Source organism: Variovorax paradoxus (assembly GCF_024734665.1).
In the GTDB taxonomy this organism is placed as follows: domain Bacteria; phylum Pseudomonadota; class Gammaproteobacteria; order Burkholderiales; family Burkholderiaceae_C; genus Variovorax.
The window spans coordinates 3,681,460-3,704,071 of sequence record NZ_CP102931.1 but is presented as its reverse complement, the minus strand read 5'-3'; the positions used below and the strand labels follow the sequence as shown (position 1 = coordinate 3,704,071).

18 protein-coding genes and 1 other RNA gene are annotated in these 22,612 nt (G+C 66.7%); 13 read left to right on the top strand and 6 right to left on the bottom strand.

Going from position 1 to position 22,612, the window contains the following annotated elements; translation table 11 throughout:
- Position 1: 1 nt before the first annotated feature.
- From phoU to phoR, 3 genes are read left to right on the top strand one after another with little or no spacing between them, the layout of a single operon-like run.
- Positions 2-703, top strand: coding sequence for a phosphate signaling complex protein PhoU (phoU, locus tag NWF24_RS17475; RefSeq protein ID WP_093054321.1), 702 nt, complete (start codon positions 2-4; stop codon positions 701-703).
- A gap of 27 nt (positions 704-730) precedes the next feature.
- A complete protein-coding gene (phoB, locus tag NWF24_RS17470) occupies positions 731-1,423 on the top strand; it encodes a phosphate regulon transcriptional regulator PhoB (protein WP_007836652.1) in 693 nt (230 codons plus the stop codon).
- 44 nt (positions 1,424-1,467) lie between these two features.
- Positions 1,468-2,805 (top strand): phosphate regulon sensor histidine kinase PhoR, encoded by a 1,338-nt coding sequence (gene phoR / locus NWF24_RS17465; RefSeq protein WP_258349621.1) that lies wholly within the window; start codon positions 1,468-1,470, stop codon positions 2,803-2,805.
- Positions 2,806-2,811: 6 nt separating this feature from the next.
- Here the strand turns inward: phoR and NWF24_RS17460 are convergent, their stop codons facing one another.
- The 3 genes from NWF24_RS17460 to NWF24_RS17450 all read right to left on the bottom strand — a co-directional run bounded on the left by NWF24_RS17460 (position 2,812) and on the right by NWF24_RS17450 (position 6,240).
- The gene (locus tag NWF24_RS17460) at positions 2,812-4,155 is read right to left on the bottom strand and encodes an MATE family efflux transporter (RefSeq protein ID WP_258349620.1); all 1,344 of its coding nucleotides are present in this window, start codon (positions 4,153-4,155) and stop codon (positions 2,812-2,814) included.
- Positions 4,152-5,891, bottom strand: coding sequence for a hypothetical protein (locus NWF24_RS17455; protein WP_258349619.1), 1,740 nt, complete (start codon positions 5,889-5,891; stop codon positions 4,152-4,154). Before NWF24_RS17455 ends, NWF24_RS17460 begins: the two co-directional genes overlap by 4 nt.
- A 79-nt stretch (positions 5,892-5,970) precedes the next feature.
- On the bottom strand, positions 5,971-6,240 hold the full coding sequence (locus NWF24_RS17450; RefSeq protein WP_019653042.1) for a type B 50S ribosomal protein L31: 270 nt from the start codon (positions 6,238-6,240) through the stop codon (positions 5,971-5,973).
- A 139-nt stretch (positions 6,241-6,379) separates the two neighbouring features.
- Here NWF24_RS17450 and NWF24_RS17445 point away from each other — a divergent pair, with 139 nt between their 5' ends.
- Positions 6,380-7,447 (top strand): oxidoreductase, encoded by a 1,068-nt coding sequence (locus tag NWF24_RS17445; RefSeq protein WP_258349618.1) that lies wholly within the window; start codon positions 6,380-6,382, stop codon positions 7,445-7,447.
- A gap of 54 nt (positions 7,448-7,501) precedes the next feature.
- Here the strand turns inward: NWF24_RS17445 and rho are convergent, their stop codons facing one another.
- Positions 7,502-8,767, bottom strand: coding sequence for a transcription termination factor Rho (gene rho, locus NWF24_RS17440; RefSeq protein ID WP_013540932.1), 1,266 nt, complete (start codon positions 8,765-8,767; stop codon positions 7,502-7,504).
- A gap of 185 nt (positions 8,768-8,952) precedes the next feature.
- Complete coding sequence (gene trxA / locus NWF24_RS17435) at positions 8,953-9,285, bottom strand: thioredoxin TrxA (RefSeq protein ID WP_042578306.1); 333 nt, start codon at positions 9,283-9,285, stop codon at positions 8,953-8,955.
- Between the two features lie 157 nt (positions 9,286-9,442).
- On the opposite strand from trxA, the gene NWF24_RS17430 reads away from it, so the two are divergent.
- The 3 genes from NWF24_RS17430 to NWF24_RS17420 are packed head-to-tail and all read left to right on the top strand — an operon-like array spanning position 9,443 to position 16,490.
- Positions 9,443-11,998 (top strand): PD-(D/E)XK nuclease family protein, encoded by a 2,556-nt coding sequence (locus NWF24_RS17430; RefSeq protein WP_258349617.1) that lies wholly within the window; start codon positions 9,443-9,445, stop codon positions 11,996-11,998.
- The gene (locus NWF24_RS17425; protein WP_258349616.1) at positions 11,995-15,255 is read left to right on the top strand and encodes a UvrD-helicase domain-containing protein; all 3,261 of its coding nucleotides are present in this window, start codon (positions 11,995-11,997) and stop codon (positions 15,253-15,255) included. Before NWF24_RS17430 ends, NWF24_RS17425 begins: the two co-directional genes overlap by 4 nt.
- Positions 15,252-16,490: a TIGR03862 family flavoprotein gene (locus NWF24_RS17420; RefSeq protein WP_258349615.1), complete on the top strand. Its 1,239-nt coding sequence runs from the start codon at positions 15,252-15,254 to the stop codon at positions 16,488-16,490. The genes NWF24_RS17425 and NWF24_RS17420 overlap by 4 nt, the downstream gene beginning before the upstream one ends.
- A gap of 88 nt (positions 16,491-16,578) precedes the next feature.
- On the opposite strand, the gene ffs is transcribed toward NWF24_RS17420, so the two are convergent.
- Positions 16,579-16,675, bottom strand: an RNA gene (ffs, locus tag NWF24_RS17415) — signal recognition particle sRNA small type.
- Between the two features lie 178 nt (positions 16,676-16,853).
- On the opposite strand from ffs, the gene dnaX reads away from it, so the two are divergent.
- The 6 genes from dnaX to NWF24_RS17385 all read left to right on the top strand — a co-directional run bounded on the left by dnaX (position 16,854) and on the right by NWF24_RS17385 (position 22,604).
- Entirely contained in the window at positions 16,854-18,695 is a 1,842-nt protein-coding gene (dnaX, locus tag NWF24_RS17410) for a DNA polymerase III subunit gamma/tau (protein ID WP_258349614.1), read from the top strand.
- A 53-nt stretch (positions 18,696-18,748) separates the two neighbouring features.
- Positions 18,749-19,081 (top strand): YbaB/EbfC family nucleoid-associated protein, encoded by a 333-nt coding sequence (locus tag NWF24_RS17405; protein ID WP_007836669.1) that lies wholly within the window; start codon positions 18,749-18,751, stop codon positions 19,079-19,081.
- A gap of 17 nt (positions 19,082-19,098) precedes the next feature.
- Complete coding sequence (gene recR / locus NWF24_RS17400) at positions 19,099-19,689, top strand: recombination mediator RecR (RefSeq protein WP_093054337.1); 591 nt, start codon at positions 19,099-19,101, stop codon at positions 19,687-19,689.
- Positions 19,690-19,865: 176 nt separating this feature from the next.
- Positions 19,866-20,906, top strand: coding sequence for an ABC transporter substrate-binding protein (locus tag NWF24_RS17395; protein ID WP_093054339.1), 1,041 nt, complete (start codon positions 19,866-19,868; stop codon positions 20,904-20,906).
- A gap of 46 nt (positions 20,907-20,952) precedes the next feature.
- A complete protein-coding gene (locus tag NWF24_RS17390; protein WP_258349613.1) occupies positions 20,953-21,768 on the top strand; it encodes an ABC transporter ATP-binding protein in 816 nt (271 codons plus the stop codon).
- Positions 21,768-22,604: an ABC transporter permease gene (locus NWF24_RS17385; RefSeq protein WP_258349612.1), complete on the top strand. Its 837-nt coding sequence runs from the start codon at positions 21,768-21,770 to the stop codon at positions 22,602-22,604. Before NWF24_RS17390 ends, NWF24_RS17385 begins: the two co-directional genes overlap by 1 nt.
- Positions 22,605-22,612: the final 8 nt, after the last annotated feature.

Genomic DNA, 22,612 nt, shown 5'->3' with positions numbered 1-22,612 from the left:
CATGACCGAGAAACACCTTTCCAGCCAGTTCGACAGCGAACTCAACGGCGTCTCGTCGCGCGTGATGGAGCTCGGCGGCATGGTCGAGTCGCAGATTCACCAAGCCGTGTACGCGTTGCTGCAGTTCGACGTCGAAGCGGCCGACCGCGTGATGGAAACCGAGCAGCGCGTCAACGCGATGGAAATCGACATCGACCGCGAGCTGTCGTCGATCATCGCGCGTCGCCAGCCCACGGCACGCGACCTGCGCCTGCTGATCGCCATCAGCAAGACCACCGCCAACCTCGAGCGCGTGGGCGACGAGGCCAACAAGATCGCGCGCATGGTCAAGTCGATCATCGAAAGCGGTTCGGCCCGGCAACTGCCCACGACCGAGCTGCGTATCGCGGCCGACCTGGCCTCGGGCCTGCTGCGCAAGGCGCTGGACGCATTCGCGCGGCTCGACACCTCCGCAGCGTTGTCCATCCTGAAGGACGACGACCTTATCGACAAGGAGTTCGACGGGTTCGTGCGCAAGCTGGTCACCTACATGATGGAAGACCCGCGCACGATCTCCGCCAGCCTGGACCTGCTGTTCCTGGCCAAGGCCATCGAACGCATTGGCGACCACGCCAAGAACATTGCCGAATTCATCATCTACATCGTCAAGGGCGCCGATGTCCGGCACACTTCGATGCAGGAAATCGAGTCCGCGCTGCAGTAACAACAGCGGCAAGACTCCCAAGAAAGCATGAAGAAACCCCGTGTCCTCATCGTCGAAGACGAGTCCTCGATCGCCGAGCTGATCGCCGTCAACCTGCGCCATAACGGCTTCGAGCCGATCTGGTCGGAGGATGGCGCTGCGGCACAGCGTGAGATCGACGCCTTCCTGCCGGATCTGATCCTGCTCGACTGGATGCTGCCGGGCCAAAGCGGCCTGCAGCTCGCGCGCCAGTGGCGCAAGGACCCGCGCACCAAGGCCATCCCCATCCTGATGCTGACTGCGCGCGGTGACGAACCCGACAAGGTTGCCGGCCTCGACGCCGGTGCCGACGACTACATCACCAAGCCGTTCTCGACCCAGGAAATGCTGGCCCGCATCCGTGCGGTGCTGCGCCGCCGGGCTCCGGAAGTGGTCACGGAGCGCGTCGAAATTGGCGAGCTGGCACTCGACACCTCCACGCACCGCGTGACCTGGCAGGGCGGCGCCCTGAAGGTCGGGCCGACCGAGTTCAAGCTGCTGGCTTACCTGATGCAGCATGCCGAGCGTGTGCACAGCCGTGCTCAGCTGCTCGACAAGGTATGGGGCGACCACGTCTACATCGAAGAGCGCACGGTCGACGTGCACGTCAAGCGCCTGCGCGAATCGCTGGGTGCGGCCGCGCCGATGGTCGAAACCGTCCGCGGAGCGGGCTACCGCCTGACCGCCCAAGTCACGGTTTGACCGCCGTGGCACCCTTTGGCCGCGGGCGCGGATAATCGCCCGCCATGCCTTTTCGAATTGCTACATTTTTAATAGCGTCCCTCTTAATAGGAGCGGGCGCTATCGTCATTTTTGGATGGAAGTTCGGGTGGCTGGGCGCCTGGCTGGGTGCGGTACTCTGGCTGGGGCTCGACGCCTGGCGCGCCGAGCGACTGATGCGGGTGTTGCGCAACGATGCCGCCGGCCTGCCGTCGCGCGGGTCCGGCGTGTGGGGCGAGTTGTCCGAGCGCATCCGCAAGCTGCTGCGCGACCGCGAGCAGCAGACCCGGCAGGCCGAAGACCGGCTGCAGGAATTCCTGGCGGCCATCCAGGCGTCGCCCAATGGCGTGGTGTTGCTCGACGAGCAGGGCCGCATCGAATGGTGCAACCAGACGGCGGCCAGCCAGTTCGGTATCGACGCCGAACGCGATCTGGCGCAGCACCTCGCCAACCTTGTACGTGATCCGGCTTTTGTGGCCTATCTCGCGTCCTGGAATTACAGCCGCGACGTGGTCATCGATGCCTCCGGACTCGGCCATGGGCATCAGCGCGGCCATCCGGTGCGGTTGTCGGTGCAGGTGCATCCCTATGCCGGCAATCGCCGCATGCTGCTGACGCGCGACATCACGGCGCTGGAGCAGGCCGAGGCGATGCGGCGCGATTTCGTGGCGAACGTGTCGCATGAAATCCGCACGCCGCTGACGGTACTGGCCGGCTTCGTCGAGACACTGCAGAACCTGCCGCTCGATGCGGACGAGCGCACGCGCTATCTGTCGCTGATGGGGCAGCAATCGCACCGCATGGAGACGCTGGTGAACGACCTGCTGACGCTGTCGCGGCTGGAGGGGAGCGCGGCGCCTTCGGGAAACCAGTGGATCCGCACTCGTGCGCTGCTCGCGCAGTGCGAAGACGAAGGACGAGGGCTGTCGGGGCGCCTGACGCCGCAGGGGCATCGACTGTCGTTCACGGTCGACGCGGAGTCCGAACTGTCGGGTGCGCCAACCGAACTGCAGAGCGCGATGTCGAACCTGCTGAGCAACGCCATCCGCTACACGCCGGGCGGTGGCGAGGTGGCCGTGAGCTGGCGGGTGCTGCCCGACGGGCGCGGCGAATACGCCGTGAAGGACACCGGTCCTGGCATCGCCGCCGAGCACATCCCGCGGCTGACCGAGCGCTTCTATCGCATCGACCGCAGTCGCTCGCGCGAGACTGGCGGTACGGGATTGGGGCTGGCGATCGTCAAGCACATCGCCCAGCGGCATGGTGCCGAGCTGCGCATCGAAAGCACGGTGGGCAAGGGCTCCCGCTTTGCGCTGCTGTTTCCGGCAGCGCGCGTGCGGGAAGCGCGCGTGCTGGCCAAGTAGAACGGCTTATTTTGCGCGCTGGCGCATCGTCCAACGCAGCAGTGCACCGAATAGCAGGGCCGTCACGGCCAGCGCGGCGGCGCTCATGATCCAGAACGCCAGCGGCGACTGCATGGCCGCCCAGGGGCCCAGACCGTGGTACGCCAGCAGATAGCTCCCGCCCAAACCCAGTCCCCACAGCATCGCGCAATAGATCACCAGCGGCGCCAGCGTGACGCGGTAGCACCGCAATACGAACACGCAGAAGGTCTGCACCGCATCCGCGAAGTGATACAGCGCCACGGCCAGCAACAGCGCGCCGGCCATCGCGATCACCGCCGGGTTGTCGGAATACACGTTGGCGAGCTCGTAGCGCAACACGGCCATGGCGGTGGCATAGAACAGCGCGCACAGGGCCGTCAGTTCGAAGCCCAGGCGGCAGGCGTGCCGGGCCTTGGCAGCGTCCCCGGCGCCGAGCCAGAAACTCACACGCGCGCTGGTTGCGATGGCCAGCGACAGCGGGGTCATGTACGCCACGGCCAGCAGGTTCGACGCGATCTGGTGCGCCGCAGCGGCTGCGGTGCCGAGGCGAGCGATGAACAGGGCCATCAGCGTGAATGAGGTCACTTCGACCAGCACCGCCAAGCCGCCTGGCACGCCGAGCCGCGCGAACTTGCGGATCTGCTGCCAGTCGGGCGCCTCGATGCGCTTCCAGAGCCCGTAGTCGCGGTAGAACGGGCGGTTGCGCAGCAGCCAGATGGCGCAGCCGAGCATGGCCCAGTTCACGCACAGCGTCGCCCAGCCGCAGCCCACGAGGCCCATGGCCGGCAGGCCCGCGCCGCCGAAAGTGAACCAGATCGACAACGGCAGCTTCACGCCCAGCGAACCCAACTGCAGCCACGTCACGAGCTGGGGCTTGCCCAGGCTCTGGTTGAGGGTGCTGAACAGACGGAAGAGCAGGGCTGGCGCCAGCGCAAAGGCCAGCACGGCCAGATAGGCCTCGACTTCGCTGCGCATTTCCGCCGGCACTTGGGTCCATCGCAGGGCCGCGCCCGGCAGCAGCAGGATCGCCATGCCGACCACAATGGCAATGGCCGCGAGGTAGAGCGATTGCCGCACCGAGCGGCCCACTTCGCTGCTGCGGCCGCCGCCGTGCAGTTCGGCCCAGACCGGCAGCAGTGCCTGCAGCACACCCATCAACGAGACATACACGCTGACGAAGATGGCAGCGCCGACCGAGAGAGCGGCCAGTGCGTGCTCGGAGTAGCGGCCCGCGATGATGGTGTCGGTCACGCCGAAGGCCATCACGGCCAATTGGCCGACGAGCACCGTGCCCGCGTGCCGCGCGATCAGAGCCCGTTCGCCCCTCACTGCGGCGTGATCTTCTGGTAGAGCAAGAGGTCGTCGGCCGCGCTGCTGGGGCGGCGCAGCGTGCCGGCAAAGCGCCACTGGTCGAAGGGAATGATGGTGTGCAGGCGCTCGATGGTGTCCGGGCTTGCGAGCAGCCACGGGCAGTCGGTGCCCAGCAGCAGCGGCTGCACGTTGAAGTTGCCGTGGTGGCGCAGCGCTGCAATGTGTGGGCGGCTGAGCGCGAGCTCGGCGATGCAGCGCGGCTGGCCCACGCGTTCAGCCACGGCGCGCACTTGCGGCGCGAAGCTGCGTGCGTAGTCGATAGGCGGCAGCCACAGCGTCATCAGCAGCATCCAGCAAAGAGCGGTGCCGCCGGCTGGCAGCACCAGCGTCTTCCAGAGTGCGGCGCGGTGCCGCCCCGTGCGCCAGCGCACCAGCCAGCACCAGGCAATGGTCGCAGCCACGGCGAGCGCTACGGCAATGGGCGAGAGCTCGGGTACGAAGCCGGGCACCAGTCGTGTGACGCTGGCGGCGGGCTTGGGTGGAACGCCGGTCTGCATGGCGATCCAGTAGATCCAGCCCAGCACCGCGAGGCCGCTGAAGAACAGCACGTTGAACCAGTCGATCAGCGCCGCGGCGCTGCGCCGGAAGGTGGGCAGGGCGAACGCGGCGAGCGTGGCGAAGGCGGGCAGAGCCAGCAGCAGCGAGCGGTCGGAGTAGTCAGTGGTCCAGGTGGCGGCCAGTGGCACCAGCGCGAACCAGAAGGGCAGCGCGACGTGGCGCGAGGTGAGCTGGCGCCGCCAGCGCCACAGCGTCCAGATGGCGAGCGGCCAGACCGGCCAGGTGAACCACAGCAGCAGCTTGGCCTGGCTGCGCACGTCGCCGAGCAGCGAACCGCCGACCACGGTGATCTTCCATGTCGGCAGCTTCAGGCCGAACACGAGCACCGCCGTCAGCACCGTGATGCCGATCATCGTGAGGAGGGCGCCTCGTGTGTAGCCGGGGCCGTTGTCTTCGTTGTTGTCGGCGTTTTCGCGCTCGGACTGCGCGGCAAGCTGGCGTTCATACGCGATGTACAGCGCGCTGCCGATGGCCAGCGCAAGGCCGACGGTGGGGGCGCCGCTCAGCGTGATGCCGATGGTGCCGACGGTCAATGCGATCACCGGGCCGGTGCGGCGGTAGGGCAGTGCGGCCACGCCATAGAACAGGTGCGAGGCGAAGAACAGCTGCGCCAGTGCGGGCGTGGTTTCGTGGCCGAGCTGGGCGAGGCCGAGGCAGGCAATCAGCGCCAGCAAGCCACCGTCGGCGATGGCGCGTGCGTAGTCAGTGGGCCGGGCCTCGCCGCCGAAGGCAAAAGCCACGGGCTGGGCGCGCGCTGTGCGGGCCAGGTAGTACACGGCATACCAGGTGGCGGTGAAGGCGCCCCAGAGCAGGAACGCGAAGGCAACGCGCACGGCCAGGTCGGGGTTCAGCCACGACGGGGCGATCTTGATGGCCAGGGCGCCGATCCAGTAAGGGATCAGGGCGGGTGTTTCCGGGCGCAGGCCCAGCAGCATGGGGTCGAACCAGCGCGCAATGCCTTCGGTGCTGCGGGCCAGTTCGGACATGTAGCCGAAGGCCGTGATGTCGGCGCTCTTCCAGGGGCCCCGGCCGACCAGGCCTGGCAGCAGATAAGCCGCACACAGCAGAAGCAATGCGATGCGCGGCAGCCGGCGCACGGCGCTCTGGGCAACGATCGCGGGAGTGGGCTGGTTCAAGTGGCGGAAAAAGGCAGGATTCAGAAAGAAAAAGGGCAGCGCGGTAAACCGGGCTGCCCTCGACGCAAAAGCGCGTGCCTTACTTCGAAGCAGCGCCGGTGGTCTTGCCGAAGCGGTTGCGGAACTTCTCGACGCGGCCGCCCATGTTGTCGACCGACTTCTGTGTGCCGGTGTAGAACGGGTGCGATTCGCTCGTGGTGTCGAGCTTGAACAGCGGCAGTTCGCGACCGTCGTCGGTCTTGCCCATTTCCTTGGTGTTCGCGCACGAACGGGTCACGAACTTGAAGCCGTTCGACATGTCGACGAACAGGACTTCGCGGTAATTCGGGTGGATGCCTTCTTTTGCCATGGTCTTTCCTTTTGCGCTGTTGGAATCAATGCGCGGTCGATGCGAGAGCCACGTGCCGGACGAAGCTGCCCAGCCGCACTTTTCGCGGAGCCCATGATTATCGCATACTGCCCCATTTCCGAGCAAACCGGGCCTTCCCATGACCTCTGTACCTCTGCGCGTCGGTCTCGTTGGCTATGGTTTTGCCGGCCAGACCTTCCACGCGCCCGTGCTTTCGGCCGTTCCGGGGCTTGAACTGGCGGCTGTGGCGAGTTCGCAGCCGCACAAGGTGCACGCCGACTGGCCCGGTGTGGCCGTGGTGCCGGACGTTGCGGCGCTCATGGCCCGCTCCGACATCGATTTGGTCGTGGTGGCAACCCCCAACGCCCAGCACCATCCAGTCGCCAGGGCGGCGCTGGAGGCTGGCAAGCACGTGGTGGTGGACAAGCCTTTCACGCTCAATGTGGCCGAGGCGAGGGCGCTTGAATTGTTGTCAATACGCAACAATCGTGTCCTGGCGGTCTACCAGAACCGGCGTTTCGATGCCGATTTCCTGACCCTCAAGGATGTTCTGACGTCCGGCGAGCTGGGCCGGCCTGTGTACCTGGAGTCACATTTCGACCGCTTCCGACCCGAGGTGAAGGAGCGCTGGCGCGAGCAGGCCGTGCCGGGTTCGGGCCTTTGGGTGGACCTGGGTGCTCATCTGGTCGATCAGGCGGTGCAGCTGTTTGGCCTCCCTGACACGCTTCAACTCGACACCGCCGTGTTGCGCGACGGCGCCGTGGTCGAGGACTACTTTCACGCCGTGCTGCGGTACGACAGCGGACCGCACGCACCGCTGCGCGTAGTGCTGCATTCGACGACGCTGGCGGCGCACGCGGCGCCGCGCTACATCGTCCACGGCACGCGCGGCAGCTACGTCAAGCACGGCGTCGATACGCAGGAGGATGCGCTGCGTGCCGGGCTGCGGCCGCCGGCCGAAGGGTGGGGCGCCGATCCGCTCGATGGTGAGCTCACACTGATCGGTAGCAACGGCGTGTCCAGCAAGCGCAACGTTCCCACGCGCGCCGGCAACTACGTCGACTACTACGCCGCAGTGCGCGACGCCATCCTGGGCCGCGGCCCGAACCCCGTGCCGCCTGAGCAGGCGGTTGCGCTGATGGAACTGCTCGACATCGGCCGCCAGAGCGCCCTCGAAGGCCGCGCCCTGCGCACAGGGCGCCCATGAAAAAAGCGCGTTGACCCGGTAGGGCCAACGCGCTTTTGCGGAAGAGCGTGATGCTCAGCCGCCGCGACGCATCATGTCGAAAAATTCGACATTGGTCTTCGTCGCCTTCATGTTCTTGAGCATCAGCTCCATCGACTCGATCTCATCCATGTTGTACATGAGCTGACGCAGGATGCGGGTCTTCTGCAGGATCTCGGGAGCCAGCAGCAGTTCTTCGCGGCGCGTGCCGCTGCGGTTGAGCTGGATCGACGGGAACACGCGCTTTTCGTACAGGCGGCGGTCGAGGTGGATTTCGGAGTTGCCGGTGCCCTTGAACTCTTCGAAGATCACTTCGTCCATGCGGCTGCCGGTATCGATCAGCGCGGTGCCGATGATGGTCAGCGAGCCGCCTTCTTCCACGTTCCGCGCGGCGCCCAGGAAGCGCTTGGGGCGCTGCAGGGCGTTGGAATCGACACCGCCCGTGAGCACCTTGCCCGACGAGGGCACGACGTTGTTGTAGGCGCGGGCCAGGCGGGTGATCGAGTCGAGCAGGATCACCACGTCCTTCTTGAGTTCGACCAGGCGCTTGGCGCGCTCGATCACCATTTCGGCGACGTGCACGTGGCGCGCTGCGGGCTCGTCGAAGGTCGAAGCGATGACTTCGCCCTTCACCGTGCGCTGCATTTCGGTCACTTCTTCAGGGCGCTCGTCGACGAGCAGCACCATCATGTGAACGTCGGGGTAGTTGGCGCTGATCGCGTGGGCGATGTGCTGCATCATCACCGTCTTGCCGCTCTTGGGCGGTGCCACGAGCAGGGCGCGCTGGCCTTTGCCGATGGGGGCGATGATGTCGATGATGCGGCCCGTGATGTTCTCTTCGCCCTTGACGCCGTCGCGTTCCAGCTTCATCTGTTCCTTGGGGAACAGCGGCGTCAGGTTTTCGAACATCACCTTGTGCTTGTTCTGCTCCGGCGGACCGTCGTTGACCTTGTCGAGCTTGGTCAGCGCGAAGTAGCGCTCGCCGTCCTTGGGCGTGCGCACTTCGCCTTCGATCATGTCGCCGGTGTGCAGGTTGAAGCGGCGCACCTGGCTGGGCGAGATGTAGATGTCGTCCGTGCTGGCCGTGAAGCTGGTGTCGGGGCTGCGCAGGAAGCCGAAGCCGTCGGGCAGTATTTCGAGCACACCGTCGGCGAAGACCTGCTCGCCGGCTTTTGCGCGCTTCTTGATGATCGCGAACATCAGCTCCTGCTTGCGCATGCGGCCGACGTTTTCGATCTCAAGCGCTTCAGCCTGCTTGAGGACTTCAGACACGTGGAGTGCCTTGAGTTCGTTTAAGTGCATGGAATGACCCCTCGCGGGGTAATCGAACGGAAAACGGGGGGAGGTTGGATGTGAAGCGAGAACTGCCTCACCAACCGGGGAACTCGAACCGGTTGCCTGAATGAAAGGGCCGGTGAACTGAGAGAGATTATGACAGGAAAAACGCGCCGGCCAACGCATTGCGCGCTGGCCGGTTGAAATGTCGCTTAAGCGAGTTGCTGGTCGATGAAGGCCGTGAGTTGCGCCTTGCTCATGGCGCCGACCTTGGTGGCGGCCAGCTGGCCGTCCTTGAACAGCATCAGCGTGGGGATGCCACGAATGCCGAACTTGGCGGGGATGTCGCGGTTCTCGTCCACATTCAGCTTGGCGATCTGCAGCTTGCCTTCATAGGTAGCCGACACTTCGTCGAGGATGGGGGCGATCATCTTGCAGGGGCCGCACCATTCGGCCCAGTAGTCGACCAGCACGGGCTGGCTGGACTTGAGCACGTCGGCCTCGAAGGAGGAATCGGAGATGTGTTTGATGAGTTCGCTGGCCATGTGATGGATCCTTGTGCGCAGAGAGTTTCGGTGCAGCTAAAGTGCTGGTCATTGTGACAGAAACCAAGGGGTGGCGTGCCTTGCAGGGCCGCTATGGCGGCGATAGCCAAAGCCCTTGCGCGTCACGTCCACGCGCTCTCCAACCCCTCGATAGAACATGAACGAAGGCCACCCTGTCCAGGCTCTGTGGTGCGATCCCGCCGACGGCGTCGTCGCGCGGATCGTCCGCGCGCTCGCCGAGCGCCAGCTGCATGCCGCCCGCACCGTGGTGCTGGTGCCCTATGCGCAGCTGATGGGCGTGGCGCGCGCCATGTGGGCGCGATGCGGCAGCCCCGGCTTCGTGCCGCGCTTCGAAACCACCCACAACTGGGCCCGCAGCGCGGGCGGCTTCGTGCCGACTGGCTACGACATCGCGCACGACATGGCGCGCGATCTCGTCACGGCGCAGGCGCTGCTGTCGCAGGCCGGTTTCAACGCCGAGCGCTTTGCCTTGGCCGGCCGCGTCGTCGAGCTGGCGTATCAACTGGCGCCTCTTGCGGCTGCCGTGACGCCCGAAGAACGGGGCGGTGATTGGGCGCAGCGCGCGGCAGGCGTGGCCGAGGCGGGCAGCGAATCGGAGTGGTTCCGCATCGAAAGCGCGCTGATCCGCATCGCCGTCGCGTGGACCTCGACCTCGGGCTACGCAACCGACGTGCTTCAGCGCGAGTCCACGCGCGCGCAGGTCGATGCGCTGATCGTGCTCGAGGGCTTCCAGACCGATCCGCTCACGCAATCTCTCTGCAAACTGTGGGGCGACCATGCCCTTCATCTCTCGCTCGTGCCTTCCGACGTAGCGGCGCAGACCTGTGCCTCGCACGTCGCCCTCGACCCCGAAGACGAAGCCGAGCTCGCCGCCGCCTGCGTGCTGCGCCACCTCGCCGAAGACCGCGCACCGGTCGCCTTGGTCGCGACCGACCGCGCCCTCACGCGCCGCATCAGCGCCCAGTTGAGCGCGCAAGGCGTCGTCACGCACGACGAAACCGGCTGGAAGCTTTCGACCACGCGCGCCGCCGCCACGCTGATGAGCGCGCTGCGCGCCTGCGCCCACGACGCCGCCAGCGACCAGGTGCTCGAATGGCTCAAGAGCGGCGCCGACGGCGATGCACCGACCGTACAACTGCTCGAAGCCCGTCTGCGCCGCGAAGGCCAGCGCGACTGGTCTGCGTGGTGTGCATTCATGGCACGCAGCGAGAAACCACAAGACGCCACGCTGCTGTCCTTCACCGAGGCCATCGAAGAGCGCCGCGCGCCCATGGCCCGCTCGCGTCCCTTGGCCGAATGGCTGCACGCGCTGCGCGAACTGCTGGAGGCCAGCAGCCAATGGGAGCTGCTCGACGAAGACCTGGCCGGCGGCAAGGTGATTGGCGCCCTGTGGCTCGATGCCGGCGCGCATGGCGATGACGACGATTTCCCCGGCGGCCGCCATACGCTGGCCGAATTCACCGCCTGGGTCCGCGACGTGCTGGAAGACGCGAGTTTCGTGCCCCCCGCTGGCGATCAGGCGCCAAAGGTCGTCGTGCTGCCGCTGTATCAACTGCTGGGTCGCGCGTTCGGCGCGGTGGTCATTCCCGGCTGCGACGACCGCCGCCTGCCAGCATCGCCCGAGCCGCCCGGCAACTGGAGTGCGGCCCAGCGCCTCGAACTGGGCCTGCCGTCGCGCGAAACGCTCGAAGCCGCGCAGCGTGCGGCCTGGGCTGCGGCCTTGCACAACCCGTCGTGCGAGTTGATCTGGCGCCAATCCGACGCCAGCGGTGAGCCGGTGCGGCCCAGCCCCCTCGTGCAGGCGCTGCAGCTCGACCACGCGCTGCAGCCCTCGGCCGACCCACGCACACCGCGCGAAGTGGCAGTGCAGCCAACAAAATATCCGACCCCCTCGGGCGCGCTCCTGCCGCTGGAGAACATCTCCACCAGCGTGTACGAAGACCTGCGGCGCTGCCCCTATCGTTTCTTCGCGCTGCGGCAACTGGGCCTGCGCAGCGCGGACGAACTCGACGCCGAGATCGACAAACGCGACTTCGGCAACTGGCTGCACGCCGTGCTCGGCCACTTCCACGAAGTGCTGGCCGAAACGCCGACGCAGGATGCGGAGGAACGCACCGCTCTCATCGAGGAGGCGGCCCGACGGTCGATGCACGAGCTCAGCCTCTCCGAGGCCGAGTTCCTGCCTTTCGCCGCGGCATGGCCCGCGGTGCGCGACGGCTACCTCGGCTGGCTGACCGGGCACGAGGCGGCCGGTGCCGTCTTCGCCGAAGCCGAGCCCTGGAAGGAGCAATCGCTGGGCGACTTGCGCCTGATCGGCCGGCTCGACCGCATCGACCGCATGCCCGACGGGCAGGCCTTCGTGATCGACTACAAGACCGAGTCGGCCGCCGTCAGCAAGGAGCGTGTGAAGGACCCGACCGAAGACACACAGCTGGCCTTCTATGCCGCGCTGGTGGCCGACGACACCTTGCGCGCGGCCTACGTCAACGTGGGCGAGAAATCCTCCGGCACTCAGACCGTCGAGCAGCCTGCCGTAGTGGAAGCCAGGGACGCATTGGTGGCCGGCATCATCGACGACTTCACGCGCATCGCGCAGGGGGCGGCGCTACCGCCACTGGGAGAGGGCGCTGTCTGCGACTATTGCGCCGCAAGAGGCCTCTGCCGAAAAGATTTCTGGGAGGCGTCGAAATGAACGGCGCAGCCTACGAGCACAACGGCCAACACGTCACGCGCGGGGCCTTCTACACCGTCGCCTGCGACCCGCGCCGCTCGGTCGCCGTCGAGGCCTGCGCCGGCGCTGGCAAGACCTGGATGCTTGTGTCGCGCATCCTGCGCGCGCTGCTCGAAGAGGGCGAATCCGCCTGCGAGCCGCACGAGATCCTGGCCATCACCTTCACGAAGAAGGCGGCCGGTGAAATGCGCGAGCGGCTCGACCAGTGGCTCGAAGATTTCGCGGAGCGAACCCCGGAAGAGTTGATGAGCCAGCTTGTGATGCGCGGCGTCGAGCCTGCAGCCGCGCTGGCTGCCGTGCCGCGCCTGAAAGGCCTCTACCGACGCTTGCTCGAAGGCGGCCGGCCGGTGCAGTTCCGCACCTTCCACGCCTGGTTTGCGGGCCTGCTGCGCAATGCGCCGCTCGCGGTGCTGCGCGAACTGGGCCTGCCCTCGAACTACGAACTGCTCGAAGACGACGCCGAGGCGCGCGGGCACACCTGGCGTCCGTTCTTCGAGGCCGTGACCGCCGACAAGAACGCGCTGGCCGACTACTACGCCGTCGTCGCCACGCACGGGCGCTCGCAGACGGCCAAGGCCTTGAGCGAGGCGCTGTCGAAGCGGGTCGAGTTCTCTCTGGCCGATGCGGAGAACGCCGTGCTGCATTTCAGCGTGTTCTATCCATCGCTCGAGGGCCTGGCCGAACCGACCGCGGCCTTGCGCGGCGAGCAGGTTCGCCAGCGTTGGCTCGACCGGGCCGCCGCGCTCGGCCGCGAGAGCAACAAGACGCCGCAGAAGGCGGCCGAAGCCATCATCGACGTGTTCGGCACGGGCGAGCCCGCTGGCGATTCGCTGGCGGCCGCACTCGCGCACCTGCGCAAAAACTTCTTCGTCGCGACCGAAGACCGCCTCAACAAGAATCTGCAGAAATTCCCCGCTGCGCAGGAGGCCGAGGCCGAGCTGCAGGTGCTGTGCGGTGCGCAAGCCCAGCACGCCGCGTGGCTCTATCAGCAGCGCATGACGCGGCTCACACGCATCCTGATCGCGACCTTTGCCGATGTGAAGCGTGCCCACGGCTGGGTCGACATGAACGACGTCGAGCAGGCTGCACAGCTGCTGCTCGGCCAGTCCGCGCTGTCCGGCTGGGTGCAGGAGCGGCTCGACGCGCGCATCGCGCACCTGTTGATCGACGAGTTCCAGGACACCAACCCGCTGCAATGGCAAGCGCTCTACGGCTGGCTCAGCGCGTACACGGGCGCGCAGGGCCGCGCGCCGCGCGTGTTCATCGTGGGCGACCCGAAACAGAGCATCTACCGCTTCCGCCGTGCCGAGCCGCAGGTTTTCATCGCGGCCAAGAAGTTCGTGCGCGAAGGGCTCGACGGCGAGCTGCTGAACTGCGACCACACCCACCGGAATGCACGCTCCGTGGTCGCGCTGGTCAATGCAGCGATGCTGGCTGCACAGGAGGCCGGCGAGTTCGACGGCTACCGCGCCCACACCACCGAGCGCGGCGACGAAGGCGAACTGCTCAAGCTGCCTGCCATCGACCGCGACGCGCTCGGCGATACGGCTGAAGCAGCGCCGGCCGACGACGGCATGCTGCACTGGCGCGACAGCCTCGTCACACCGCGCGTGCTGCCTGAAGAGCAATTGCTGCAGAAGGAATGCGAACAGGCCGCGCAATGGGTGGCGCAGCGCATCGCCGACGGCACGCCGCCGCGGCAGATCATGGTGCTGGCACGCAGGCGCAGCCGGCTCTCGGCCATGCAGGACGCGCTGCGCCAGCGGCACATTCCCGTGCAGCAGCCCGAGAAGAACGATCTGCACGACGCGCCCGAGGTGCAGGACGTGGTCGCGCTGATCGACGCGCTGGTGTCGCCCGCGCACGATCTTTCGCTGGCGCGGGCGCTGAAGTCGCCGGTGTTCGGCATCGACGATGAAGCGCTGGTGCAGCTCGCGCTGCGCCAGCGCGAGCGCGGGGCGGTGAGCTGGTTCGCACTGATCCAGAAGGACGAGAGCCTGCCGTCGGCGTTGATCGAGGTGGGCCCGAAGCTCAAGAAATGGCAGCGCTGGTTGATGACGTTGCCGCCGCACGACGCGCTCGACGCGATCTTCCACGACGGCGATTTGCTCGCGAAATTCGGCGCCGCGGTTCCGGCCGCAATGCGCCAGAGCGCGCTGGCCAATCTGCGCGGTGTGTTGTCCGCGTCGCTCGACATCGATGGCGCGCGTTTCGCCACGCCGTATGCACTGGTGCGCGCGCTGCGTGCAGGCGGCGTGCGTGCCCCGACCGTGGCCGCGCCCGACGCCGTGCAATTGCTGACCGTGCACGGCGCGAAGGGGCTGGAGGCCGACACCGTGCTCATGCTCGATTGCGACGCGCCGCCACCACGCGCCCAGACCATGGGCGTGCTGGTCGAATGGAAGGGCAGCGACAGCGCGCCGACGCGCTTCGTGTTCCTCGCGAGCGAGAAGACGCCGCCCGCCTGCGCTGCAACGCTGCTCGAAGAAGAGCAGCGTGCGCGCCATCGCGAAGAGCTCAACGGTCTCTACGTGGCCACCACGCGGGCGCGCGAACGGCTGGTGCTGTCGTCGGTGCGCCCTGCGCGCGCCAACGAAGGCAGTTGGTGGACCCGCCTGGAGCCGCTGTGCGAGCCCACCGAGGCCGACGAGCCACTGGTCGCGCTGCCGACCGAGACCGGCGCCGCCAGCTTCTCGATGAAGCACATGCCGGTAGCGCCTGCACCCACCGAACAACCGTCTGCAAAGAAGGCTGCCAACACCACGATCGATGCACGCGCCGCCGCTTTCGGCCAGGCCATGCACCGGCTGCTCGAATGGGCAGTGCCGGGCGAACCGCTGCCGGCGGCCCACGTGCGAGCCGCGGCCCGCGAATTCATGCTCGACGCTCAGCAGGCGCGCGGTGCGGCCGCGCTGGCCCAGCGCATCCGCGCGGGCGAAGGGGCGTGGGTGTGGGACGATCGCAGGGTCGACTGGCATGGCAACGAAGTCACGCTGGTGCATGAAGGCGAGACCTTGCGCATCGATCGTCTGGTGCGCGAGCGCGACGGTGGCGCCTGGTGGATCCTCGACTACAAATCCGCGGCGCGCCCCGAACGGGACGCCGCGCTGATCGCACAGATGCAGCGCTACCGCGCGGCAGTGCAACATGCCTACCCCGGTGCCACGGTGCGCGTCGCGTTCCTCACCGGGCAGGGCGAACTGGTAAATCTCGAATGACTGTTTCCCCTACCGTTGCCGTCATCGGCGGCGGACCTGCTGGCCTGATGGCAGCTGAAGTCTTGAGCGCCTCCGGTGCGCAAGTACATGTCTATGACGCGATGCCCTCGGTGGGCCGCAAGTTCTTGCTGGCCGGCCGCGGCGGGCTGAATCTCACGCACTCGGAGCCCTTCGATGTGTTCATGAGCCGCTTCGGCGAGCGCCGCGCGCAACTGGAGCCGATGCTTGCGCAATTCGGGCCGCAGCAGGTGCGCGAATGGGCGAACGGCCTGGGAATCGAAACCTTCGTGGGCACTTCGGGGCGCGTTTTCCCGACCGACATGAAGGCCGCGCCGCTGCTGCGTGCGTGGCTGCATCGGCTGCGTGCGGCGGGTGTGCAGTTTCATATGCGGCATCGTTGGGTGGGCGATGGGCCGTTCGATGCGGCTGCGTTGCGATTCTCGACACCCGCTGGCGACGTCACTGCAAAGGCCGATGCCGTGGTACTGGCGCTGGGCGGCGCAAGCTGGGCGCGCCTCGGCTCCGATGGCGCGTGGGCGCCATGGCTGCAGGCGCAGGGCGTGGAGGTGGCGCCGCTGCTACCCGCCAACTCCGGTTTCGACGGCACGGGCTGGAGCGAGCATTTCTCCAGCCGTTTTGCGGGGCAGCCCTTCAAGTCGGTCGCGATTTCTTTTACCGACGGCCAGGGGCGGCACTTTGCGCGCAAGGGCGAATTCGTTGCAACGGCCACGGGGATTGAGGGCAGCCTGATCTATGCGGCATCGGCGCTGCTGCGCGACGAGATCGCTGCAAAAGGAAGTGCGACGCTGCTGCTGGACCTGCTGCCCGACCGCAACGCCGAGCAGGTGCTGGCCGCGGTCACGCATCCCCGTGGTGCTCGCTCGCTCAGCAGCCACCTCAAGAGCCGGCTCGGGCTCGAAGGCATCAAGGCCGGCGTGCTGCACGAGGCATTGAGCCGCGAAGCGATGCAGGACGCGGCGCAACTGGCGGCCACGATCAAGGCCGTGCCCTTGAAGCTTGTCGCGACGCGCCCCATCGACGAGGCGATCAGCACGGCAGGCGGCGTGCGCTTCGACGCGCTGGATGCGCAGTTGATGGCGAACGCACTGCCCGGCGTGTTCGCGGCAGGGGAGATGCTCGATTGGGAAGCGCCGACCGGTGGCTACTTGCTGACTGCATCGATGGCCAGTGGCGCGGCGGCTGCGCGCGGTGCGATCCAGCGGCTGGGCCTGTGAAGGCCTCGCGCCGTTGGAATTTCTGTCGCTGAGAGTTTTTGCAAACCTCGTTTCATTTCGCACGGAATGAAACGAAGCCGCTGAAAAGGTTGACGAGCCTTACCCCTGGCACTGACTACGCAGTTAGGGCTGCTTGGTTCCCCACCTGACCCGGTTGGCCACTTCACCATGCAGGGAGGCCCGTCAGCACGCATTGTAACCCCCCAGGATGCGCGCACTTCGTGTCGCTTCTCCTTCCCCCCTGCTGGGGGCGACACCTGAGGCCCGGCGAAGCCGGTTCCTCGGTGTCCCACGAAAAGGCAGGCCTTTTTTGATTGCGGGGTAGGGCTGAGGGCCGGCGCCGTGCCTTTTAGAATGCCCGCAATGTCTTATCTCGTGCTCGCTCGCAAGTTCCGTCCGAAAACCTTCGGTGAGATGGTCGGTCAGGGGCATGTGGTTCAGGCGCTCGAGAACGCGTTGACCACGCAGCGCCTGCATCACGCCTATCTTTTCACCGGCACCCGGGGTGTCGGCAAGACCACGGTCTCGCGGATTCTGGCGAAGTCACTGAACTGCCAGGGGCCGGACGGGCAGGGCGGCATCACGGCCACGCCGTGCGGTGTGTGCCAGGCCTGCCGCGACATCGACTCGGGACGCTTCGTGGACTACACCGAGCTCGACGCGGCCTCGAACCGCGGCGTGGACGAGGTGCAGTCGCTGCTCGAGCAGGCGGTCTACAAGCCGGTGCAGGGGCGCTTCAAGGTCTTCATGATCGACGAAGTGCACATGCTCACGAACACCGCGTTCAACGCGATGCTGAAGACGCTCGAGGAGCCGCCCGAGTACCTCAAGTTCGTGCTGGCCACGACCGATCCGCAGAAGGTGCCGGTCACGGTGCTGTCGCGCTGCCTGCAGTTCAACCTGCGGCCGATGGCGCCCGAGACGGTGCTCGAGCACCTCACCAGCGTGCTGCAGACTGAAAACGTTCCGGCCGAGCCGCAGGCGCTGCGCCTGCTGGCGCGCGCGGCGCGCGGCTCGATGCGCGATGCGCTCTCGCTCACCGACCAGGCCATCGCCTTCGGCAACGGCGAACTGGTCGAGGCTGGCGTGCGCCAGATGCTCGGCAGCGTCGATCGCGGCCATGTGTTCCGCCTGATCGAGGCGCTGGCGCAGGGCGACGGAAAGACGGTGGTCGAGACATCGGAGGCGCTGCGCGTCGACGGCATGTCCGCCGCCTCCACGCTCGAGGAAATGACGGCGGTGCTGCAGGCCATGGCCGTGCTGCAGGCCGTGCCCTCGCGCGCGGAGTCGGCCGATTCCGCCACCGACCCCGACGCGGCAGACACCGCGCGCCTTGCCGCGCTGATGCCGGCCGACGAAACGCAACTGCTCTACAGCCTGTGCCTGCATGGCCGCGGCGAACTGGGCCTGGCCCCCGATGAGTACGCCGCGCTGACCATGGTGCTTTTGCGGCTATTGGCCTTCAAACCTTCCAACGCGGCTGCTTCGACGGCCTCCACGGAAAAAAAAACTCTGAATGAAGCTGCGGCCGTGGCGCCGGCAGCTCCGGCGCGCGCCGTGCCACCCGCTCCGGCCCCCGCGCCGGTGGCTCGCCCTCCGGTCGACGCGCCTGCTACACCCGCGCCGGCGCCCGCCCCGGTTCCCGCCGGCCATCGCCTCGCCGTGGTCGACGAACCCCGGCAGGCCGAACCCCGCCCCGGTGCTGCCGCCGAAGCACCCGCCCGGGTTGTCGGCGTGCCCATCCGCGTGCAGCCTCCGCCCAGTGCCCGCGACACGCCGCGCGCCGACGAGCCGCGCAGCACCTTCACCCCCATTCCGACCAGCGAAGACGGCGACTTCTGGTACGCCACCGTCTCCCAACTGGTCGCAGCCGAGGCCATCACCGCCCTTGCGCGCGAACTGGCGCTGCAGTCGCAGCTGGTGGGCCGCGACACCGACCAGTGGCTGCTGCGCATCGAGCGCGAAACGCTCAACCAGCCGTCCAGCCGCGAAAAGCTGACGGCTGCGCTGGGTAGCCTGGGCCACGATGTCAAGCTCGCCATCGAGATCGGCAGCGTTGTCGACAGCCCCGCGCGCCGCAACAAGCAGGCCGCCGACGAGCGCCAGCGCGTGGCCGAAGAGGCCATCCTCAGCGACCCCGAAGTGCAGGCGCTGATGCGCGACTTCGATGCGAAGATCGTCCCTGGCACGCTGAAACCAGCCTGAGCTTCCGTCTCTCTTATCCTTCACCCACTTTCCAACCAGACACAGGACCAACGATGTTCAACAAAGGACAACTGGCCGGCCTCATGAAGCAGGCGCAGGCAATGCAGGACAACCTCAAGAAGGCCCAGGAAGAGCTGGCTCACATCGAGGTCGAAGGCGAATCCGGCGCCGGTCTCGTCAAGGTCGTCATGACCTGCAAGCACGACGTCAAGCGCATCACCATCGACCCCAGCCTGCTGGCGGACGACAAGGACATGCTCGAAGACCTCGTGGCTGCCGCCTTCAACGCCGCCGTGCGCAAGGCCGAGGAAACCAGCGAGCAGAAGATGGGCAAGCTGACGGCCGGCATGCCAGGTCTCCCGCCCGGCATGAAGCTGCCGTTCTGAGCGAGCGGCCGAAGTAAATGGCAGACGCCAGTTCGCTCGACGCCTTGGTCGATGCGCTGCGCCGCCTGCCCGGTGTCGGCGTCAAGTCGGCCTCGCGCATGGCATTCCATCTGCTGCAGCACGACCGCGAGGGCGCACAGTTGCTCGCGCGCGCGTTGCAGCAGGCTGCGGGCCACGTGCGGCATTGCGAGCGCTGCAACACCTTTACCGAGGCGCCGGTCTGCAACGTCTGCCTCGACACGCGGCGCGATGCGAGCAAGCTCTGCGTGGTCGAGACGCCGGCCGACCAGGCCGCGCTCGAACGCACCGGTGCGTTCCGCGGCTATTACTTCGTGCTGATGGGCAAGCTGAGTCCGCTCGACGGCATCGGGCCGAAGGACATCGGCCTGCAGAAGCTCTTCGACCGGGCGCGCGACGGCACGGTGAGCGAGGTCATCCTCGCCACGAACTTTACGGCCGAGGGCGAGGCCACCGCGCATGTGATCGGCGAAGCGCTGAAGCAGCACGGCCTGACCGTGACACGCCTTGCGCGCGGCGTGCCGGCTGGCAGCGAGCTCGAGTACGTCGACCTCGGCACCATCGCTCATGCGCTGGTGGATCGCAGGTAGCACGGATCGATATCGCGAGACTTTTTCTGGCGCAATGACGCCCTGGCGAAGGCTTCTCGGAGAGGCCTTCGTGCTTACGTGAAAACCCGCACGGGATCACCCCGATGCAGCCGTGTGGTGCGGCCCCTAAGCTCGATTCAGTTCTTACGAGTCACAGAGCCAACGGGCAACGTTTCATGCTTCATCGCCGCACTCTCATTTCAGCTACTGCCGCCATTGCTGCTGCAACCATCGCGTTGCCGCGCGTCTTTGCGCAGCAGGCGAAGCTGGAGAAGACGAAGATCTCCATCGCGGTCGGCGGCAAGGCGGCGTTCTACTACCTGCCGCTCACCATCTCCGAGCAGCTCGGCTACTTCAAGGCCGAAGGGCTCGATGTGGAGATTTCCGATTTCGCCGGCGGCGCACGTGCATTGCAGGCGGTGGTCGGCGGTTCGGCCGATGTCTGCTCGGGCGCTTACGAACACACCATCAACCTGCAGGCCAAGAACCAGTTCTTCCAGGCCTTCGTGCTGCAGGGACGCGCACCGCAGATTGCGGTGGGCGTGTCGACCAAGAACATGGCCGGCTACACCGGCATCCAGGATCTCAAGGGGAAGAAGATCGGCGTCTCCGCGCCGGGCTCGTCGACCAACATGGTGGCCAACCTCGTGCTCTCGCGCGGCGGGCTCAAGGCCAGCGACGTGAGCTTCATCGGCGTGGGCGTGGCGGCCGGTGCGCTCACCGCATTGCGCTCGGGCCAGATCGACGCCATCAGCAACACCGACCCGGTGATGACGATGCTGGAGCAGAAGGGTGACGTGAAGATCATCAGCGACACGCGCACGCTCAAGGGCACGCTGCAGGTGTTCGGCGGCACGATGCCGGCGGCCTGCCTGTATGCGTCGAGCGAGTTCATCCAGAAGAATCCCAACACCTGCCAGGCGCTGGCGAATGCCATCGTGCACGGCCTGAAGTGGCTGCAGACGGCGGGGCCCGGCGACATCATCAAGACGGTGCCCGAGACTTATCTGCTCGGCGATCGCGCGCTGTACCTCGCGTCGTTCGACAAGGTGCGCGAATCGATCGCAACCGACGGCCTCGTGCCGGTCGACGGCCCCAAGACCGCGCTCACCGCGATCGCGAGCTTCGACACCACCGTGAAGGCCGACAAGATCGACCTCGCGAAAACCTACACCAACGATTTTGCTAGGCGCGCGAAAGACAGGTTCAAAGCCTGATTTTCGAGCGTCCCCGCGACCCGGCTCAGGCCGGGTTTTTTACGCCATGTCCGACTACGCACTCGAACTTCTCTCCATCAGTTGCACCTTCCATTCGAAGGACGATCCGGGCCAACGCTATACGGCCGTGGCCGACACCACGTTGCGCATCAGGGCAGGGGAGTTCGTCTCGGTGGTGGGCCCCACGGGCTGCGGCAAGTCGACGCTGCTGAACGTGGGCGCGGGCCTGCTCGAACCCTCTTCGGGCACCGTGAAGGTCTTCGGCCAGACGCTCGAGGGCATCAACACGCGCGCCGGCTACATGTTCCAGACCGAAGCGCTGATGCCCTGGCGCAGCGCCGTCGACAACGTGATGGTGGGTTTGCAATACCGCGGCGTGCCCGATGCCGAGGCACGCAGGCAGGCCGAGGCCTGGCTCTCGCGCGTGGGCCTCACGGGCTTCGGCGACCGATATCCGCACCAGCTTTCCGGCGGCATGCGCAAGCGCGTGGCGCTGGCGCAGACGCTGGTGCTCGACCCCGACATCATCCTCATGGACGAACCCTTCAGCGCGCTCGACGTCCAGACGCGCCAGTTGATGGAGAACGAGGTGCTCGACCTCTGGAGCGCAAAGAAGAAGGCCGTGCTGTTCATTACGCACGACCTCGACGAGGCCATTGCCATGAGCGACCGCGTGGTGGTGCTGTCGGCAGGCCCGGCGACGCACCCCATCGGCGAGTTCGCCATCGACCTTGCAAGGCCGCGCGACGTGGCCGAGGTGCGCACGCAGCCGCGCTTCGTCGAGCTGCACACCCAGATCTGGGAGGTGCTGCGCGACGAGGTGCTCAAGGGCTATGCGCAGCAGCTGAGGAAGGCTGCGTGATGCCGCGCCTCGGACTCAATGAACGCAATGCGCGCTTCTGGCAACTGGCGCTGCTGGTGGTGATTCTGGCGGCGTGGCACATCGCCTCGCGCAACCAGCAGTTCGCCTTCTTCCTCGGCGAGCCGATCCAGGTGGCGGGCCGCATCTGGAGCTGGTTCCTGCCGTTTGAACTGCCGGCCAATGCGCTCTTTCCCGACGGGCTGAAAGGCAACGCCGACATCTACCAGCACCTGGGCACCACGCTGCTGGAGACGGTGCTGGCCTTCGTCATCGGCACAGTGCTGGGCCTGGCCTGCGGGCTGTGGCTGGCGCTCGCGCCCACGGCGAGCCTGATTCTCGACCCCTACATCAAGGCCGCCAATTCGATGCCGCGCGTGATCCTCGCGCCCATCTTCGCGCTGTGGTTCGGACTGGGTATCTGGAGCAAGGTGGCGCTGGCGGTCACGCTGGTGTTCTTCATCGTGTTCTTCAACGTCTACCAGGGCGTGCGCGAGGTGAGCCCGGTGGTGCTGGCCAACGCGAAGATGCTGGGCGCCAACCAGCGGCAGCTGCTGCGCACGGTGTACCTGCCGAGTGCGACCAGCTGGGTGTTTTCCAGCCTGCACACTTCGGTCGGCCTGGCCTTCGTGGGTGCGGTGGTGGGCGAGTACCTGGGCTCGGCGCGTGGCGTGGGTTACCTGATCCTGCAGGCTGAGGGCACATTCGACGTCAACACGGTGTTCGCCGGCATCGTGGTGCTCACGGCCTTTGCGCTGGCGCTCGACGGCATCGTGGGGCTCATTGAAAAGCGCCTCATGAAGTGGCAGCCGAAGACCGGCGAGACCGAAAAGCTCTAGAGCCCTCA